The organism is Brenneria izadpanahii, from assembly GCF_017569925.1.
Lineage (GTDB): Bacteria > Pseudomonadota > Gammaproteobacteria > Enterobacterales > Enterobacteriaceae > Brenneria > Brenneria izadpanahii.
On sequence record NZ_CP050854.1, the window covers coordinates 404,512 to 422,377 of the forward strand.

Annotated in this window: 16 protein-coding genes and 1 pseudogene; 6 read left to right on the forward strand and 11 right to left on the reverse strand. The window is 55.8% G+C overall.

What is annotated here, in order from left to right; translation table 11 throughout:
• Positions 1-34: 34 nt before the first annotated feature.
• Genes HC231_RS01815 through HC231_RS01825 form a run of 3 tightly spaced genes read left to right on the forward strand, consistent with a single transcriptional unit; the run spans position 35 to position 2,510 of the window.
• On the forward strand, positions 35-520 hold the full coding sequence (locus HC231_RS01815; RefSeq protein WP_208229479.1) for a hypothetical protein: 486 nt from the start codon (positions 35-37) through the stop codon (positions 518-520).
• An 8-nt stretch (positions 521-528) separates the two neighbouring features.
• Positions 529-1,227, forward strand: coding sequence for an ABC transporter ATP-binding protein (locus HC231_RS01820; protein WP_208229480.1), 699 nt, complete (start codon positions 529-531; stop codon positions 1,225-1,227).
• Positions 1,224-2,510, forward strand: coding sequence for an ABC transporter permease (locus HC231_RS01825; RefSeq protein ID WP_208229481.1), 1,287 nt, complete (start codon positions 1,224-1,226; stop codon positions 2,508-2,510). The genes HC231_RS01820 and HC231_RS01825 overlap by 4 nt, the downstream gene beginning before the upstream one ends.
• Positions 2,511-2,568: 58 nt before the next feature.
• On the opposite strand, the gene HC231_RS01830 is transcribed toward HC231_RS01825, so the two are convergent.
• The 3 genes from HC231_RS01830 to HC231_RS01840 all read right to left on the reverse strand — a co-directional run bounded on the left by HC231_RS01830 (position 2,569) and on the right by HC231_RS01840 (position 5,795).
• The gene (locus HC231_RS01830) at positions 2,569-2,892 is read right to left on the reverse strand and encodes a helix-turn-helix domain-containing protein (protein ID WP_208229482.1); all 324 of its coding nucleotides are present in this window, start codon (positions 2,890-2,892) and stop codon (positions 2,569-2,571) included.
• The gene (locus tag HC231_RS01835; RefSeq protein ID WP_208229483.1) at positions 2,876-3,235 is read right to left on the reverse strand and encodes a type II toxin-antitoxin system RelE/ParE family toxin; all 360 of its coding nucleotides are present in this window, start codon (positions 3,233-3,235) and stop codon (positions 2,876-2,878) included. Before HC231_RS01835 ends, HC231_RS01830 begins: the two co-directional genes overlap by 17 nt.
• A gap of 235 nt (positions 3,236-3,470) precedes the next feature.
• Positions 3,471-5,795, reverse strand: a complete 2,325-nt coding sequence (locus tag HC231_RS01840; RefSeq protein WP_208229484.1) for a Tex family protein — start codon at positions 5,793-5,795, stop codon at positions 3,471-3,473.
• 352 nt (positions 5,796-6,147) lie between these two features.
• On the opposite strand from HC231_RS01840, the gene HC231_RS01845 reads away from it, so the two are divergent.
• Positions 6,148-7,431: a citrate synthase gene (locus HC231_RS01845; RefSeq protein WP_208229485.1), complete on the forward strand. Its 1,284-nt coding sequence runs from the start codon at positions 6,148-6,150 to the stop codon at positions 7,429-7,431.
• A gap of 93 nt (positions 7,432-7,524) precedes the next feature.
• On the opposite strand, the gene poxB is transcribed toward HC231_RS01845, so the two are convergent.
• The 6 genes from poxB to HC231_RS01875 form a co-directional block, all read right to left on the reverse strand.
• Complete coding sequence (gene poxB / locus HC231_RS01850) at positions 7,525-9,246, reverse strand: ubiquinone-dependent pyruvate dehydrogenase (protein WP_208229486.1); 1,722 nt, start codon at positions 9,244-9,246, stop codon at positions 7,525-7,527.
• Between the two features lie 187 nt (positions 9,247-9,433).
• Positions 9,434-10,201, reverse strand: a complete 768-nt coding sequence (locus HC231_RS01855; protein WP_208229487.1) for an SDR family NAD(P)-dependent oxidoreductase — start codon at positions 10,199-10,201, stop codon at positions 9,434-9,436.
• Positions 10,202-10,206: 5 nt separating this feature from the next.
• A complete protein-coding gene (locus HC231_RS01860) occupies positions 10,207-10,662 on the reverse strand; it encodes an S-ribosylhomocysteine lyase (RefSeq protein WP_208229488.1) in 456 nt (151 codons plus the stop codon).
• An 84-nt stretch (positions 10,663-10,746) separates the two neighbouring features.
• The gene (locus HC231_RS01865) at positions 10,747-11,406 is read right to left on the reverse strand and encodes a methionine ABC transporter permease (RefSeq protein ID WP_208229489.1); all 660 of its coding nucleotides are present in this window, start codon (positions 11,404-11,406) and stop codon (positions 10,747-10,749) included.
• 2 nt (positions 11,407-11,408) lie between these two features.
• Positions 11,409-12,419: a methionine ABC transporter ATP-binding protein gene (locus HC231_RS01870; RefSeq protein WP_208229490.1), complete on the reverse strand. Its 1,011-nt coding sequence runs from the start codon at positions 12,417-12,419 to the stop codon at positions 11,409-11,411.
• Positions 12,420-12,450: 31 nt separating this feature from the next.
• Positions 12,451-13,221 (reverse strand): MetQ/NlpA family ABC transporter substrate-binding protein, encoded by a 771-nt coding sequence (locus HC231_RS01875; protein WP_246494783.1) that lies wholly within the window; start codon positions 13,219-13,221, stop codon positions 12,451-12,453.
• 376 nt (positions 13,222-13,597) lie between these two features.
• Here HC231_RS01875 and HC231_RS01880 point away from each other — a divergent pair, with 376 nt between their 5' ends.
• Positions 13,598-14,773 (forward strand): aminotransferase class I/II-fold pyridoxal phosphate-dependent enzyme, encoded by a 1,176-nt coding sequence (locus HC231_RS01880; protein ID WP_208229492.1) that lies wholly within the window; start codon positions 13,598-13,600, stop codon positions 14,771-14,773.
• Here HC231_RS01880 and olsF read toward each other — a convergent pair.
• Together olsF and greB are read right to left on the reverse strand one after the other, a co-directional pair.
• Positions 14,770-16,506 (reverse strand): bifunctional ornithine lipid synthase OlsF, encoded by a 1,737-nt coding sequence (gene olsF, locus HC231_RS01885; protein WP_208229493.1) that lies wholly within the window; start codon positions 16,504-16,506, stop codon positions 14,770-14,772. The genes HC231_RS01880 and olsF overlap by 4 nt on opposite strands.
• Positions 16,507-16,689: 183 nt before the next feature.
• A complete protein-coding gene (greB, locus tag HC231_RS01890; protein ID WP_208229494.1) occupies positions 16,690-17,178 on the reverse strand; it encodes a transcription elongation factor GreB in 489 nt (162 codons plus the stop codon).
• 369 nt (positions 17,179-17,547) lie between these two features.
• On the opposite strand from greB, the pseudogene HC231_RS23810 reads away from it, so the two are divergent.
• Positions 17,548-17,843: pseudogene (locus HC231_RS23810) on the forward strand (dihydrodipicolinate synthase family protein); the annotation flags it as partial.
• Positions 17,844-17,866: the final 23 nt, after the last annotated feature.

Below are 17,866 nucleotides of genomic sequence, written 5' to 3' on the forward strand. Positions count from 1 at the left end.
AGCTGCTTCACTCCCTCCCCTGCGAAGGGGAGGGTTGGGGTGGGGTAAGTGCCGGTATCAAACGGAAGTGGGCAAAATCCCGCTATTTATCTGGTTGAAAGCCGTCTTGCTGATCGTGTTGCTGGCGCTGTCGGCGCAAATAAAAGCGGCGCCGCCGGAACTCTCTTTCGACAAGCTCTATTCGTCCTATGGCGTATTGGGGCTGGAATTCTCCGATGAGGTTAAAGCGTTATCCGGCAAACGGATAAGGATGCGCGGTTTTATGGCGCCGCCGCTGAAAGCCGAGTCGCAATTCTTCGTATTAACCAAAATGCCGATGGCATTGTGTCCTTTCTGTTCTTCCGACGCCGACTGGCCGGAAGACATCGTCGTGATCTATCTGGCCAAACGGCAAACCTTCGTCCAGAACAACACCATGATTGAGGTGGAAGGCGTGCTGGAGTATGGCTCATGGACCGATCCGGAAACCGGTTTTGTCAGCCTGCTGCGGATGCGTGAAGCGACATTCGACACTTTGTAGGAGAAACCATGGCTGAATTACTGATCCAGGGGCTGAACGTCACTTTCCCTGATACCTCTGATGCCGTGCTGGATATTCCGGCGCTGCATATTGCCGCGGGTTCGCTGGTCGCGGTAATGGGGCCTTCCGGTTCGGGAAAAACCACGCTGGTGAATGCCATTACCGGTATGGATAACAGCGGTACGGGCAGCGTGCTCTGGGCGCGGCAGGATATCCGGCGGCTAAATGAAGCCGAACGCGATCGCTGGCGGGCCGGACATGTGGGCCTGGTCATGCAGGATTTCCATCTCTTTCCCGGAATGAACGCGTTGGAAAACGTATTGCTGCCTATGCATTTTCATTACTGGCGAATACCGGGCGAGCTAAGAAAACGCGCGGCAGATTTGCTGTCGCAGGTCGGATTGTCAACCGGCGGCCGTCCGGTTGAAGTGCTGTCCCGCGGCGAGAAACAGCGGGTGGCCGTCGCCAGAGCGTTATTGAGCTCGCCGGAAATTATTGTGGCGGATGAGCCGACGGCAAGTCTGGATGCGCACAGCGGCGAGCAAATCGCCGATCTGCTGGCGACGCTGGCGCGCGACAATAACGCCACGCTGGTTGCGATCACCCACGATAAACGTTTGGCATCGCAGATGACGCGTTGTCTGCAATTGGAAAAAGGGCGGCTGGTTGCGGATAGCGACAGCGATCGACAGGAGGCGAAATCATGATCCCATGGCGTTTGATCTGGGTAGACTGGCGCCGATTGTGGCCCGGCGTGCTTGTCGTGGTGCTGTTGATTGCGATGGCCACGGCGTTGAGTATCTCCGTCAGCTTGCAGGAAAGGGCGCTGCGTATGGGAAGCGCCAAGGCGGCGGAGCGTTTTGATTTAGTCATCGGCGCGCCGGGAAGCGAAACCCAACTGGTGTTATCGTCGGTTTTTCTGCAACCTTCGGCGCTGACGCTGATCCCCGCGCAGATACTGGACGATCTGGCGAAAAATCCGCTGGTTGCCTGGGCGGCGCCGATAGCGTTCGGCGATTTCTATCAGGGGATGCCGATTGTCGGCACCACGGCGCCGCTGGTGACGGATAACGGCAAACGCCGACTGGCGGCCGGACGGGTATTCAACCAAAATTTTGAAGCGGTGGCGGGGGCGAATACCGGCCTGGCGCTGGGGGATACCTTTAGTCCCGTGCATGGGCAAATCGGCACGGAGGGCGCTCATGCGCATGAAGGGGTGAGTTATACCGTGGTGGGCATTTTACCCGCGGATGGCAGCGCATGGGATAAGGCGATTCTGGTGCCGGTGAATGCAGTCTGGCTGGTTCATGGCATTCATCCGCATGAGGGAGAAGACGGGCACGATAGCCATGAGGCGGATGAACATCATGAGGCAGGCGGCGAACGCCACGACGACGATGAAGTGCATCATCATGAAGGCGAAGCGGATCATGCGGATGAACATAGCCATCCGGCGGGCGTGCCGGCCATTGTGGTGAAACCCAAGACCATTGCCGGAGCCTATCAGCTGCGCTCACTGTACCGCAACAACTCGACGCTGGCGGTCTTCCCTGGTGAAGTTTTGGTGAAGCTCTATTCCATTCTGGGTGATATCAGGGAACTGCTGGTTTACATCTCGCTGGGCACTCAGGCGCTGGTTGGCGTGGCGGTGGCGATGGTGGCGGTGATCCATCTGAAACAGCGGCAAAGACAGATTGGCGCTCTGCGCGCATTCGGCGCGCCGCGTTACGGTATTTTCGCGCTTATCTGGTGCGGACTGATGTCGCTGGTCGGCGCCGGGGTGCTATTGGGGGTCGGCGTCGGCTATGCCGCCGCACGCGCTATCGCCGTGGTAATGAGCGAAAAAAGCGGTTTTGTGCTGCCCATTACGCTGGAGCGGGAGGACGTGACGTTCGTGCTGATTCTGTTACTGGTTGCCGCCGCGGTGCTGACGCTGCCCGCCATGCTGGCCTACCGTCAGTCGCCGGCGACGGCGCTGCGGGGGGAATAGCGGCAGTTGTTCGCGGTTGGCCGGAGACTTTCCTTCGTACGGTACTAACGGGCTGATGTTACATCAATACTTTCAGCCCGTGTTTTTGTACCACCGACAGCAACTTCAGAGATAGCCCGCTAGGGCGTTTTACCCCGGTTTCCCATTTCTGGACCGTTGAAACACTGGTATTCAGATAATGAGCGAAAACCGATTGACTTACATTGAGTTTTTCACGTAATGCTTTGATCTCCAATGGCTTTAGATCATTAACACTACAGATGCAGGTTTTATCAAAATTACGCATCGTTTCCTGTGGGATCGCGCCAACGCTGAATAACCCGGAAGCCGCACTATGGATTGCTTCAAATGCAGGACTTTTGAATTTACTTTTTGTGGTCATAGCCAATCTCCACCAGTTCTTTACGCATAATCAGCTCTGTAATCTTTTCATCTGAAAGGCTGGAATAATGTTTTGCCAATTCTCGGAAGCTCGCTAATTCGCTATCGGCAATGTTTGCCATGTCCTGTTTGGCATAGAGGAAAGTATAGAACCAATGTTCCCCGCCTTTAGCCAATATGATGGCGCGATCGCGATTCCGGTTAAGGCGTTTTTTATAGACTCCGCCGCCAAGATCGCTTGCTTTTCCTTGCACAACGGCTTCAATAGCCCGGCATAGCTCGCTATCTTTGATTGAATGAGATTTAGCTGCTTTAGTAAACCATTTGGTTTTGAATACGCGCATCAGGCTGACATCCTGTTACCCTTAGATATAGCACTTGGTGCTACATTACCTTTTTTCTGCTACAGATCCAATCTGTTTGAATATTCGCCAAAGGTTTGTCATAGCGATAACCACCGCAATCTTTTATCAAAGATGGATATATTCCTGAGATCTTGAAATAGCCAGCCCGATACCAGGCTAATGCCGCAGCGTGCATGGCGTAAATCCTGCTCGCCATACACGCTGCGATACAGATTCAGCGCTTTTTGAACGCCGCGGCCAGCGCGTCGCTCATGGCGCTGTTGCCTGCCGCAGGGGAATTGGCCGGACGGGAGCGGGATTTGCCTGCCGGACGGTTGCCCGGCGCGTTGTTCTCGCGCGCGCCGCCGCGCCGCGAAGCGGTTTCGCCGGGCTGTTCGTCCAGCCGCATGGTCAGCGCGATGCGCTTGCGTTGCAGATCAACCTCCATCACTTTCACTTTCACGATATCTCCGGCTTTCACTACCTTGTGCGGATCGTCGACAAAGCGATCGGCCAGCGAAGAGATATGCACCAGACCGTCCTGATGAACGCCGATATCGACAAAGGCGCCGAAGTTGGTGACGTTGGTCACCGATCCTTCCAGGATCATGCCCGGCGTCAGATCGTTAAGGGTTTCCACGCCGTCGGCGAAGCTGGCGGTTTTGAACTCCGGCCGGGGGTCGCGTCCCGGTTTTTCCAGCTCTTTGATAATGTCGCTCACCGTCGGAACGCCAAAGCGTTCGTCGGTGAAATCCGCCGCTTTCAGGTTACGCAGCGCGGCGGGGTTGCCCATCAGATCTCGCAGCGCCTGTTCAGTGGCCGCCAGTATTCGTTCCACCACCGGATAGGCTTCCGGGTGAACGGTGGAGGCGTCCAGCGGATTGTCTCCGTGATTGATGCGCAGAAAGCCGGCGCACTGTTCAAAGGCTTTCGGTCCCAGGCGGCTGACCTTCAGCAACTGTTCCCGGCTGCGGAATCGGCCGTTTTCGTCGCGCCATGCCACAATGTTCTGCGCCATCATCCGCGTTAGGCCCGCCACGCGGGTCAGCAGCGCAACCGACGCGGTGTTCAGATCGACGCCGACGGCGTTCACGCAGTCTTCCACCACCGCGTCCAGCTTTTTCGCCAGCAGGCTCTGGCTGACGTCATGCTGATACTGGCCGACGCCGATGGATTTCGGGTCGATTTTCACCAGTTCGGCCAGCGGATCCTGCAGGCGGCGGGCGATGGAGACCGCGCCGCGCAGGGAAACGTCCAGATCGGGGAATTCCTGCGCGGCCAGTTCCGATGCCGAATAGACCGAAGCGCCGGCTTCGCTGACGATAACCTTCTGCGCTTTCACCTCAGGGAACTGTTTTTGCGTATCCAGGAAGAAACGCTCGGTTTCGCGCGACGCGGTGCCGTTGCCGATCGCCACCAGTTCGACCTGATGTTTGATGCACAGGGCGGCAACGATGGCCGCTGCTTTGGCGGCCTGGCCGGTGTGAGGATAAATCGTGTCGGTGGCGACCAGCTTCCCGGTGGCGTCCACCACCGCGACTTTTACGCCGGTACGCAAACCCGGATCCAGCCCCATGGTGGCGCGCATGCCGGCCGGAGCCGCCATCAGCAGATCGTGCATATTGCGGGCGAATACGTTGATCGCCTCCTCTTCCGCTTTTTCACGCACGCTGCCCATCAGCTCGGTTTCGAGATGCAGCAGGATTTTAATGCGCCAGGTCCAGTTGATGACCGCGCGCCGCCAACTGTCCGCCGGCGCGTTACCCAGACGCAGATTCAGGTGGTCGATAATAATCTGTTCGCACTGGCTTTCACGCGGCGCTTCTTCAAATTGCGGATCGGCATTCAGCGACAGTTGCAATATCCCTTCGTTGCGGCCGCGGAACATGGCCAGCGCACGGTGGGACGGCACCTGGGAAACGGGTTCGTGGTGATCGAAATAGTCGCGGAATTTTGCGCCTTCTTCCTCTTTCCCGTCGACCACTTTGGAAACCAGATGGGCGTTTTTCCACAGATAGCGGCGCACTTTGGCCAGCAGCGCCGCATCTTCGGCGAAACGCTCCATCAGAATATAACGCGCGCCATCCAGCGCGGCCTTCACATCCGCCACGCCTTTGTCGGCATCGACGTAAGCCTGCGCCGCCTGCTCCGGCTCCTGGCCGGGATCCTGCCATAGTCCGTCGGCCAGCGGCTCCAGCCCGGCTTCAATCGCAATCTGTCCGCGGGTGCGGCGTTTGGGCTTGTAAGGCAGATAGAGATCTTCCAGTTCGGTTTTGCTCAGCGTGCCGTTAATGGCCTTGGCGAGTTGTTCGGTCAGTTTTCCCTGCTCGTCGATGGATTTCAGAATTGTCTGGCGCCGATCTTCCAGTTCACGCAGGTAACTCAACCGGGTTTCCAACTGACGCAACTGGGTGTCGTCCAGCCCGCCGGTCACTTCCTTACGGTAACGTGCGATAAAAGGGACGGTGTTTCCTTCGTCCAGCAGGCGGACAGCGGCGTCCACCTGCTCCGTTCTGGCCTGCAATTCGCTGGCGATAATCTGGCTTAATGAATCATTCATAGGTCTGATATCGATGGTCATCAATTAATGGGTTAAACAACTGGAGGACAGTTATACGGATTGGCGGCGGAAAATACCAGCCGTACCCGCTTGAGAAAAAGGGGGGATAGCGTTCCCACAAGGATGCCCGATTGTGGTAGCTTCAAATATCCGGCTCTTCAAACTAGCGGTAATGGGGAGGCGGGTAGGGTAAACTTTATCTAAATCAATATAACGTAAGATTATTATAACCGCGCGGCCTTTTTAGCGTATTAAATAAACAGTAGCGTTGTTCAACGGCGGGGTATGACGTTTGCCGGCCCTGGCAAAAGATAACAACCACGATTACTTATTCGGTCAGGAGAGATAATCAATGACAGCAAAAAAGTCCACCCTGATAGTCGACGGGCAGGAAGATGTCACGCTGAATATTCGTTCGGGGGTGATGGGAAAAAATGGCGTGGATATCCGTCCGTTAGGCGAGCAGGGGTTATGTAGCTACGATCCCGGATTCGCCAATACGGCAGGGTGTGAATCGGCGATTACCTACATTGACGCCGCCAACAGCGTGTTGTTACATCGGGGCTTTCCTGTCGAACAACTGGCCGCTCAATGCGACTTTACCGAAGTCTGTTATATCCTGCTGCACGGCGAAGCGCCTACGAAGGAAGAGTACGCCAAATTCGCCAATACCATTACCCGCCATACCCTGGTTCATGAGCAGATTAGCCGTATGTTCAGCGGTTTTCGCCGCGACGCCCATCCGATGGCGCTGATGTGCGGGGTCGTCGGGGCTTTGGCCTCGTTCTACCATGATGTGCTGGATATCGATAACGTGGAACACCGTGAACTGGCGGCGGTCCGGCTGCTGTCGAAGATGCCGACGCTGGCGGCGATGAGCTACAAATACTCTATCGAACAGCCTGCCGTTTATCCGCGCAATTCGCTTTCCTATACCGGCAATTTCCTGCATATGCTGTTTTCCATTCCGGCGGAAAAATATGAGGTGAACCCGGTGCTGGAAAGCGCAATGAACCAAATCCTGATTCTGCATGCCGACCACGGCCAGTGTCCGTCCACCATGGCGGTTCGCGCCTCCGGCTCATCCGGCGCCAATCCGTTCGCCTGTATCGCGGCGGGGCTGGCTTCCATGTGGGGGCCGTTGCATGGCGGCGCGAACGAAGCCTGTATGCGTATGCTGGAAGAGATCAAAACCGTGGATCGTATTCCCGAATTTGTGCGTCAGGCGAAGGATCGGCGCAATTCGCTGCGGCTGATGGGATTCGGCAATTCGGTCTATCAACATTTTGATCCGCGGGCCGCCATTCTGCGTAAAACCTGTTACGACGTACTCAGCGAACTGGGGATGGAAGATAGCCTGTTGCAGGTCGCCATCGAACTGGAGCACATCGCCATCACCGATCCTTACTTCCTGGAAAATAAACTGTATCCCAGCGCCGATTTTTATACCGCGGTTATTCTGAAGGCGATGGGGCTGCCGTCATCCATGTTTACCGTGATCTCCGTCGTTGGCCGTACCGTGGGGTGGATCGCCCACTGGAATGAAATGCATGAGCAGGAGCTCAAAATTTATCGACCCACCCAGATTTACACCGGCCAGCCGCGCCGGGATTATGTTTCCCGCTTGGATAAATAACGCGGGCGCGTAATTGATGTCCTGACGCGTTGAGTCATTCGCTGTTCCGGGAGCCGCGAAGCCGCAGCGGCCCCGGTCAGCGCCGCTGCGGTTTTAACGCAGCCAGTTGGTTTTAGCCAGTTCAATCACTTCATCGCCGCGTCCGTTGATAATGGCGCGCAGCATATAAAGACTGAAGCCTTTCGCCTGATCCAGTTTGATTTGCGGCGGCATCGCCAGCTCCGAGGTGGCGGTGATAACGTCGATCAACACCGGGCCGTCGTAGGCAAACGCCTCTTCCAGCGCGGCGTTTAGCTCAGAGGCTTTCTCCACGCGGATTCCCTTGACGCCGCAGGCGTTGGCGATAGCGGCGAAGTTGGGATTTTCCAACTCGGTGCCGTCCGTCAGGTAACCGCCGGCCTTCATTTCCATGGCGACGAATCCCAGCACGCTGTTGTTAAACACCACGATTTTCACCGGCAGCTTGAGCTGGGCGATAGATAGAAAATCCCCCATCAGCATGCTGAACCCGCCGTCGCCGCTCAGCGAAATGACCTGGCGTTCGCGATTGAGCGATTGCGCGCCCAGCGCCTGCGGCATTGCATTGGCCATCGAACCGTGGCTGAACGAGCCGATAAGGCGGCGTTTGCCGTTCATTTTCAAATAGCGCGCCGCCCATACGGTCGGCGTACCCACGTCGCAGGTGAAAATGGCGTCCTCACTGGCATAGCGGCTGATCTGCTGCGCCAGATACTGCGGGTGGATCGCCTGTTTATCATTGGCCGTCGCCAGATCGTCGAGCTCTTTACGCGCATCGGCATAGTGTTTCAACGCTTTGTCGAGAAAATCGCGTTTGGTTTTCACTGTTAAGCGCGGCAGCAGCGCGGTCAGCGTGGATTTGATATCGCCGATCAGCGCCATGTCGACGTGGCAGTGCGAACCGAGGCTGCCGGGATTGATATCGATTTGAATGATGGCGGCATTGGTCGGGTAGAAGGCGCGATAAGGGAACTGGGTGCCCAGCAGCACCAGCGTGTCGGCACTCATCATCGCATGGTAGCCGGATGAGAAGCCAATCAGACCGGTCATGCCGACGCTGTACGGGTTGTCATATTCAATGTATTCCTTGCCGCGCAGCGCGTGTACCACCGGCGCCTTCAGCACCTCGGCCAGTTGCACTACTTCGTCATGCGCGCCCGCACAGCCGCTGCCGCACATCAGCGTGATATTTTTCGCTTCGTTCAATAGGTCGGCCAACTTGCCCATCTCGCTTTCGTTTGGCTGGACGATGGGGAGCTGTGGCGGATACCAGTCTGATGTCGCCTCTTCCGGCGCGGGTTTTAGCGCCACATCGCCGGGCAGCACCACAACGGAAACGCCGCGGTTGAGGATCGCTTTGCGCATCGCGATGCCCAACACCTGCGGCAACTGTTCAGGATTGGAAACCAGTTCGCAGTAGTGGCTGCATTCGCGGAATAGCTCCTGCGGATGGGTTTCCTGGAAGTAGTTGCTGCCGATTTCACTGGAAGGAATATGTGCCGCGATGGCGAGAACCGGAACGTGATTGCGGTGACAATCAAACAGGCCGTTAATCAAATGCAGGTTGCCGGGGCCACATGAACCGGCGCAAACCGCCAACTCGCCGCTAATCTGCGCTTCTGCGCCGGCGGCGAATGCGGCCACCTCTTCATGACGCGTGGGCATCCATTCGATGGTGCCCATGCGATTCAGGCTATCGCTCAGCCCGTTAAGCGAATCCCCGGTTACGCCCCAAATGCGCTTTACGCCAGCGCTTTCCAGAGTTTTTGCTACTAAAGCGGCAACGGATTGTTTCATACTCTTTCGCTCCTTTCAGATGAATGACCATTTTCCCGATTGAGAATCACTACACTGAAAAAAGCATACACGCATTACGCTGAATGAGACGGCTAAGCGCGCGGTAAAATTGTGAACCGATGTTGTGACGGCGTTTCCAGACAGGAGAAAGCATTCAGATAAGGGAATACGGCGGGAGATTGCGCGGTCAGTGCATGGTCATGCCGCCGGTGACGTTCAACGCCTGTCCGGTCATATAGGATGAGAGCGGGCTGGCAAGAAAGGCCACCACATTCGCCACGTCCTGCGGTTGCGCCGTGCGGCCGAGGGGAATTTGCGAGCAGTCTTCCGCCAGAATATCGTCGGCCGTCATTCCCCGTAATGCCGCGCCTTCAATGCGTTCGCGCCGCTTCATGGCGGTTTCGACAATCCCCGGACAGACGGCGTTGACCAGTATATTGTCCCGCGCCAGTTCAATCGCCATTACTTTGGTTAACCCAAGCACGGCATGTTTTGAAGCGACATACTGCCCCATCAGCCGATAGCCGTTTTTACCCGCCTGCGAGGCGATATTAATGATGCGTCCACCTCCTTGTCTGCGCATCGGCGCAATCGCCGCCTGGGATACCAGATAAACGCCCTTCGCGTTGACGTCCATGACCCGGTTCCAGTCGGCCTCGGTTATGTGTTCAATACGGCTCATTACGGAAATGCCGCTGTTGTTGATAACGAAGTCCACCGCGCCGAAATGATCGAGCGTGCTGTCGATCAGCGTTTGCGCATCCCGCGTCCGGGTAACGTCGGCCCGGATTTCAAGGCGGTTAGCGTCCCTGAGCCGCTGGCCGGGCGCGCAGCCGATATCGCCGATGGCGACGCGCGCGCCGGCCCGCAAAAACATATCGCTAATCGCCAGGCCGATGCCCTGCAGACCGCCGGTGACAATGGCCGTTTTGCCGCGGAAATCCAGCGTCAACATGGCGATCAGGCCCGGAACGGATCGTCGCTGATGCCGGCTTCAAGCACTATTTTGGCGTACTCTTTGGCGGAAAACAGCGAATGGTCGCGGTAGTTACCGCACTCCAGCGGTGAAACGGCGGGAACGCCGTCGGCCGTCAGCACCTTTTCCAGCACTCTGGTCAGCGCGGCGGCGACATCGCCGGGGTTGTGCTCATTCCAGAGAATCAGGTAAAAGCCGGTGCGGCAGCCCATGGGCGAGACGTCGATAATCCCCGGCAGTTCATCGCGCAGCCAGGTCGCCAGCAGATGTTCCAGCGTATGCAGCGCCGCAGTCGGCAGGGCGTTCTGATTGGGTTGCAGCAGGCGCAGGTCATATTTTTGTACGATGCTGCCGCGATCGTTGGTTTCCGTGCCGGCCAGACGCACATAGGGCGCTTTGACCTTGGTGTGATCCAATTTAAAACTTTCTACTTCAGCCATGATGATAGTTCCAGTTAATGAAAGGAGATGGCGTCAGGCTCTGGTAAGGAACGCCCGGTGCCGGTTAACGTTCGAGCCTGCCGGCTATTCGCGGCGAATCCGCCGGGCGATATGGTTTCCCAGCGATTGCAGCAGTTGCACCAGCGCGATCAGCACCAGCGCGGTGGTGACGGTGGCAAAGGTGTCGAAGCGTTGGTAGCCGTATGTGATCGCCAGATCGCCGATTCCGCCGCCGCCCACGGTGCCGGCCATCGCCGTTGCGCCAATCAGGCCGATGGTCGCGGTGGTTAGCGCCAGAATCAGCGATGACAGCGCCTCGGGCAGCATGAAGTGCCAAATGGTCTGCAGCGGCGTGGCGCCCATCGCTTTGGCCGCTTCGATGATGCCTTCATCGACCTCCAGCAGCGAGTTTTCCACCAGCCGGGAAATATAGGGCGCAATAAAGATAATCAGCGGCACGGTGGCGCCCGGCGTGCCTATCGTGGTGCCCACGATCAGCCGGGTTAACGGCAGGATGACGATCAGCAGGATAATGAACGGCAGCGAACGAATGATGTTTACCAGCGGGTTCAATACGCCGTACAGCACCGGGCTTTGCAGCAGTCCGCTGGGGCGGGTGACCACCAATAAAATGCCGAGCGGAATGCCGAACAGCGAGCCGAGCGCCAGAGAGACGCTAACCATGATCAGCGTATCGTGCAGGGCCAGGAGGAATTGATCGGCGGTTATCGCGGTTTCAAACATGGCTACGGCTCCTGAATAATCACGCCGGCGGCGGCCAGATAATCCATGGATTGGGCTATCTGCATCTCATCGCCGTTCAACAGCACCATCATAAAGCCGAGGGTGGTGTCCTGAACTTCGGACATGCTGGCAAACAGGATGGTGATCTCTACGTCGTACTTCTTGATCGCGTTGCAGATCACCGGCCGGCCGGCAGATGGCCCGACAAACTCAAGGCGCAGCAGCTTGCCGCTTTCCGCATGAAGGGTTTGCGCCAGACTGTCCGGCAGGCGATCCTGGATCACCGTGCGGACAAAATTGACCGTGGCGGGGTGGACGGGCCGGCCGAAAACATCGATCACCGCGCCCTGTTCAATAACCCGGCCTTTCTCCATCACCGCCACTTTATTGCAGATCTTTTGAATAACCGACATTTCATGGGTGATCAGCACCACCGTAATGTTGTATTCGCGGTTAATGCGTTTTAGTAGCAGGAGTATCTGAGCGGTAGTCTGCGGATCGAGCGCGGAAGTCGCCTCGTCGCACAATAGAATGGACGGATTCATCGCCAGCGCGCGGGCAATGCCGACGCGCTGTTTCTGACCGCCGGAGAGCTCGTTGGGATAACTGCGGGCGCGATCGCCCAGGCCGACGTAATCCAGCAGCTCGGCCGCCCGCTGACGGATAAACGCTTTGCTTTTTCCCGCCAACACCAGCGGCATCGCCACATTTTGAAAAACGGTTTTCGATCTCAGCAAACTGAAATGCTGGAAGATCATGCCGATATCTCTTTTCAGGGCGCTTAACTGACGCTGATGCAAGGTATTCAACGACACGCCGTTAATGCTGACCTCGCCGGCTGTCGGCGTTTCCAGCGCGTTGATCATCCGCAGCAAGGTGCTTTTCCCCGCGCCGCTATAGCCGATAATGCCAAATATATCGCCTCTCTCTATGCGTAAATCAATATTCTGTAGCGCGTTAACGGCGATGCCTTTACGCTGAAAGGTTTTACTTACATTTTTCAGCTCAATCATTATTTTTACTCATACACTCCTGCCGCGCGCGCTATTTTAAATAGTCAGGCAATAGGTAACCTTCATACTGTTGATGAGTTTGAATGTATTGTTTAAATTCCGCGGAGTGATAGCCGGAAATAATATCTTTGGCGAACTGCGCATCTTTATTTCTGCCCGCGACGGTCACCACATTAATGAAGCCTTTGGTCGGATTTTCGAGTTTCAGCGCGGAATTGAGCTTCATACCGCTTGATACCGCAAAATTGCCCTGAATCGCGCCATAGTCGACATCGGGCAATGCCCGCACCTGTTGGGCGTTATCCATCTCTTTCAAAACAATTTTATAAGGATTCTCGCTGATATTTTTCTGTGAAAAGGTAGCGGGCTCCGCATTATCCGCAATTTTTATCCAGCCTAAATCCTGCAGCAACAACGCGGCCCGGTATTCATTAGACGGCTGGTTGGGAACAGAGATAACGGTGCCGGGCGCCGGTTTGTCCGCCTGTTGATGCTTTTGCGAATAAAGGCCCATCGGCGGGGTAGGCACTTGCACGATGCCGACATTCTCAATGCCCAGCCGTTCGTTTACCGACTGAAGGTATACCGGATGCTGCATGATATTGGCGTCGATATCGCCCGTATTGACCGCATTATTGACCTGGATGCCATCGCTGAAATCAAGGTATTCAATTTTATATCCTTTCTGTTGCAGATAAGGCGCCACGCCTTCGGCGAACTGCTCTTTATAAGGGCCGGGATTGAAGCCCAGCTTCAGCGTTTTTCCATCACCTTCCGCCCCCTGAACGGCATAGGCGCTCATCAATGCTACGGCGGAAAAAAACAATATTGAGATACGCCATTTCATTTTTAATATCCTAAAAACAATGAGTAATTATTTTATTGGTGATAATGATTAGCCTGGTAATAACAGCTTTAGTGATTCAAACATGACGGAATTTAATTGAAAACGATGAATTTGATGTTTGCTTATCTGCTTTTTTGCTAATGTGGATGATACGGGTGAATTAATAATTATGGTGTGAAAGCCGTTTGCTTTTACCTGGTTTTATTCGCCTAAAGACAAATATAATGATTTATCATGTCATATGTTTTTTATTTATAATTGCGGCGATTCTTTTTCGGCATTATCAGCGGCATAGTACTGATATTCATTATGCGTCTGCGAAGGATAATTCATGCCTTGGTTTGTTCCTGCCCGGCGAGTCGGCCAATTGACGGAAAATTTGTTCAGTCGGTTAGAGAATCAGGCTCGTTTGATGAACGATGAGACGCGTCCGTTGATCGATCTGTCCAAAGGCAGCCCGGATGGATTACCGCCCCCGGAGGTGATCGAACGGCTGCACTCGGCGATTGGCGAACCGGCCAATCATGCTTATCCGCCTTTTCTCGGCAAACGCAGCACTCGTTTGGCGGTAGCGAATTTTTATCAGCGTGAATACGGCGTCGAACTGGATCCCGATACCGAAGTGTGTCTGTTTCAGGGATCGCATATCGGCATCATCGGCATCCCTCAGGCGATAGTGAACCCAGGCGAAACCATTATTACAACCGACCCTTGTTATCCGATGTACCGTTCGGCGGCGACGCTGGCGCAGGCCCGGCTTTATACCATCGCCGTCGATGAGCGGCGGGGGTTCCTGCCGGATTATCGCCAGGTTCCAGCGGATATCGCCCGTCAGGCGGCGCTGTTGATGCTTAATTACCCGAATAATCCAACCGGCGCCGTGGCTTCGCGGGCGTTTTTCGAACAGACGCTGGCGTTTGCCCGCCATCATCGGCTCGCCATTCTGCATGATTTCGCTTACGCCGAACTGGGCCGCCGCGTGGGCGAACGGCCTTTAAGCCTGTTGCAGACGCCGGGCGCGAAAGAGTATGCGGTGGAGACATACACGCTATCAAAAACTTTTAACATGGCCGGTTGGCGTTTGGGGTTCGCTGTGGGCAATGCGTCGATTATTCAGGCGTTTAATAAGCTGCATACCAACAGTTACAGTACGATTTTCGGCGCGATTCAGGATGCGGCGGAAACCGCGTTATCGTTGCCGCGGGAGCGCATTGACGAAATCGGCGCGGTTTACCATCGGCGCCGTCGGATATTGACCGAGGGGTTGCGAAATATTGGTTGGCCGTCGCCGGCGGCGCAGGGGACTTTTTTTGTCTGGCTGCCGGTGCCTGAAGGCTATGATTCGCTGACGTTCGCCAATCTGTTGCTGGAGCGGGCGCAGGTGCTGGCGGCGCCTGGCGAAGGGTTTGGTCCCGCCGGCCGGGGATTTATCCGGCTGAGCCTGACCAGTCATCAGGATCGGCTAACCGAGGCCGTGGCAAGGCTCGGTCAACTTGCTCTGTTTTAATCCTTCTCCGCTATGCCGGCCTCATCATTGGCTTTAATAAACGGCGCGATGTAACGCTGATAGCGGGAGGGTTTCAACTGTTGAAGATCGACCAACACCAGCCCGTCGATGCAGTTGTTGAAATCCGGATCGATACCGAAATCGACGAACTGTACCCCGCCGTGTTCACAGAGTTCCGAATATTGCTTGTAAAGCGTGGGGATGCCGCATCCCATATTGCTGAGCATGCTTTTCAGCCGGATTAAATCCTGCTGGTAATCGGCGCCCTCAAACTGTTGCAGCACATCGGGCAGCGAAGCGGGATACGGACGGCGGGAGTGAGCCAACTGCTGGCTGGGGGCGAAATGCAGCCGGTAAAAAGCAATCAGCAGATCCCGCGCCGTTGGCGGTAAAGCGCCGGATAAGGAAACCGGCCCGAACAGATAACGGCACTGCGGATAACGGGCCAGATACGCGCCGATGCCCAGCCAGAGATAATCCAACCCTCTTTTGCCCCAATATTTGGGCTGAATGAAACTGCGCCCAAGTTCGATGCCGGAAGCCAGTATTGGATTCATCTCTTCGCCGTAATGGAACAGGCTGTGGCTGTACAGGCCATTTTTGCCTTTTTCGGCGATTTGCCGGGCCGTTGGAATAAAACGATAGGCTCCGACGATTTCCAGTTCGCTCTCATCCCACAAAATAAGATGCAGGTAGTCGTCATCGTAGCTATCCAGGTCGCGCCGCTGCCCCGATCCTTCGCCTACGGCGCGGAATGCGATTTCCCGCAGCCGTCCGAGTTCGCGCAACAGCGGCGAATAATCTTCTTCTCCCCGGCGATACAGATACACGTTTTTACCGTCGGGGGTCGTCCCCAAGGTTTCGCAATCGGCCAGCGCGCGCTTTAACAGGACGCGATCTTCAGCCAGCGCGATGGGTTTTTCACCGGCAAAACAGCCGGATTTTCCTTGTCCCAGCCGGTAAACATGGCGGCGGAAACGGGCCGCCAGATCGTTAACCTGCAGGCCGCCCTGACTCCAGGCGGCGTAGGGAATGCGCGCGCCGATGCGGATTTTGAGCTTATGCCCTTGCTGATGAAACATTTCCCTGACCAGCAGCAGCGTCGATAGCGGGCGGTAGATGAGGGACGAAAGGTAAAACAAGGCGCTGTTGCGTCCGCTGATATGTATCGGGACTATCGGTGCGCGGGCCTTCCCGGCCATACGGATAAAACCGCTGTGCCAGTGGCCGTCGCGGATCCCTTGCAGGCTGATTCGGGAAACCTCGCCGGCCGGGAAGACGATAATGGCGCCGTCGTTACCAAGATGTTGCTGTATCGCGTTAATCTGCTGGCGTTTGGTGCGGTTATTAAAGTTATCGACTGAAAAGAACAGGTTCTTCAGCGGCTCAACGTAAGAGAGCAGTTGGCTGGCGACGATACGTACATCGGGCCTGACGCTGGCGACCGTGCGCAGCAACGCCAGACCATCAAGGGAACCGATCGGATGATTCGCCACCAGCACCACGGGGCCCTGGCTGGGGATATTTTCTAAATCGCCTTCGACCATCTCACAGTCGAAGTGGAAATAATCGAGGATTTGCTCAACCAGATCCAACCCTTTCAGATAGGGGTAACGTTGGGAGAATTGCTGGATTTGGTTCTCGAATAGCAGAGCCCGTAATAAGGTCCGTTGCCAGGAAGGCGTGTGGCGATCAGGTGCAATGTCTTGAAGAATGGCATCTAAGCTAAACATAAAGAGTTCTCCGTTGCCCACCGTTGCCAAAAGTAAGGGATGGAGGTGACACATTTATGTCAGTGTAGAAATAATATCTAAATTGTTCCACTCGATATCAACCAGATATTAAAAGGTAAATTATGGCGAGTGGAATGATGATAACGGGCGACGTTATTTTCTATCGCTAAGCAGGCGGTTTATTTATTCCTCTTCGTACCGGGTATAGACGATAGAATTGACGAACCACTGTTTGGCGCCTTCCGGCGTGTTGACGGTGAACTCCTCATCGACCTCTTTTTTCAGCAACGCGCGCGCCATCGGAGAATCAATAGAAATATAGTCTTTTGATTCGCCATAGATTTCATCCGGGCCGACGATGCGAAAACGTTTTACCTGACCGGCTTCATTTTCAATTTCGACCCAGGCGCCAAAGAAGACTTTTCCCTCCTGCTGAGGGGAGTAATCGACGATCTGCAGTTCGGTCAGACACTTTCTCAAGTACCTTACGCGCCGGTCAATCTGACGTAATAAGCGTTTGTTGTAAGTGTAATCGGCATTTTCCGAGCGATCCCCCAGACTGGCCGCCCACGACACAATTTTGGTTATTTCCGGCCGTTTCACATTCCAGAGATGATCATGTTCCGCTTTGAGCTTGTTGTATCCTTCCCGGGTGATCAGGTTCGTTTTCACTCGTTTTCAATCTCATGCTAGTGGGGAAATTGGCCGGCATTATATCAAGTCTTGCCGATGCGGCGCGCCTGGTTTCATCGGCGATCGCCTGCAGCAGGCTCGCGCGCTACGCGCTGGTGGCCCGGCTATAGATCGGGAACGCCGCTTCGGCGGCAGCGGCATCATCGGCGCAACCCAGGCGTTGGATGAGGCTTTTCGGCTTGATGCGCGTCTGAAGCAACTGCCGCGTTCGCAAACCCTGCTGTGCCGCTGTGAAAATGTACCGCTGGGGCTGGTGACGCAAGCCGCCGATTGGCGACAGACAATATATTATACAGCCGGTGCGGGATGGGCGCCTGTCAGGGTAAAGTGTGCGGCGCGGCGGGCTAGGTATCCGGCATGTCCAACGCCTTCCCGCAGGAGGAAGAAACCCTGTTCCGCCTCGCCAAGGCGGGCCGTTTCGCCGAAGCGATGCAACTGTACGAGTGGTTTATGCCGTTGCTGCATCTGGATGCGCGGCCGGATCTGGTTCAATGCATTAAACTATGTGAAGCCGTCATGGGAAGGGGGCCGCGCTGACGCGGCCGCCGCGTCTGCCCTTGCCGGAACAGGAACGGCGACAGGTGGAGACGATTATGCGGCAGGCGCTGGCGCGGCGCTCCTCCCTGCCGGACGCGGGGCTGTAACGCGGGAAGAGGAAACGTCCGGC

Bases quoted from the DNA above. Each gene is read 5' to 3' on its own strand.
- HC231_RS01870 (WP_208229490.1), bottom strand. From the start codon at position 12,419: ATGATTGAGCTGAAAAATGTAAGTAAAACCTTTCAGCGTAAAGGCATC.
- poxB (WP_208229486.1), bottom strand. From the start codon at position 9,246: ATGAAACAATCCGTTGCCGCTTTAGTAGCAAAAACTCTGGAAAGCGCT.
- HC231_RS01825 (WP_208229481.1), top strand. From the start codon at position 1,224: ATGATCCCATGGCGTTTGATCTGGGTAGACTGGCGCCGATTGTGGCCC.
- HC231_RS01820 (WP_208229480.1), top strand. From the start codon at position 529: ATGGCTGAATTACTGATCCAGGGGCTGAACGTCACTTTCCCTGATACC.
- HC231_RS01830 (WP_208229482.1), bottom strand. From the start codon at position 2,892: ATGACCACAAAAAGTAAATTCAAAAGTCCTGCATTTGAAGCAATCCAT.
- HC231_RS01880 (WP_208229492.1), top strand. From the start codon at position 13,598: ATGCCTTGGTTTGTTCCTGCCCGGCGAGTCGGCCAATTGACGGAAAAT.
- HC231_RS01845 (WP_208229485.1), top strand. From the start codon at position 6,148: ATGACAGCAAAAAAGTCCACCCTGATAGTCGACGGGCAGGAAGATGTC.
- HC231_RS01860 (WP_208229488.1), bottom strand. From the start codon at position 10,662: ATGGCTGAAGTAGAAAGTTTTAAATTGGATCACACCAAGGTCAAAGCG.
- HC231_RS01840 (WP_208229484.1), bottom strand. From the start codon at position 5,795: ATGAATGATTCATTAAGCCAGATTATCGCCAGCGAATTGCAGGCCAGA.
- HC231_RS01865 (WP_208229489.1), bottom strand. From the start codon at position 11,406: ATGTTTGAAACCGCGATAACCGCCGATCAATTCCTCCTGGCCCTGCAC.
- HC231_RS01855 (WP_208229487.1), bottom strand. From the start codon at position 10,201: ATGTTGACGCTGGATTTCCGCGGCAAAACGGCCATTGTCACCGGCGGT.
- HC231_RS01875 (WP_246494783.1), bottom strand. From the start codon at position 13,221: ATGAGCGCCTATGCCGTTCAGGGGGCGGAAGGTGATGGAAAAACGCTG.
- olsF (WP_208229493.1), bottom strand. From the start codon at position 16,506: ATGTTTAGCTTAGATGCCATTCTTCAAGACATTGCACCTGATCGCCAC.
- HC231_RS01835 (WP_208229483.1), bottom strand. From the start codon at position 3,235: ATGCGCGTATTCAAAACCAAATGGTTTACTAAAGCAGCTAAATCTCAT.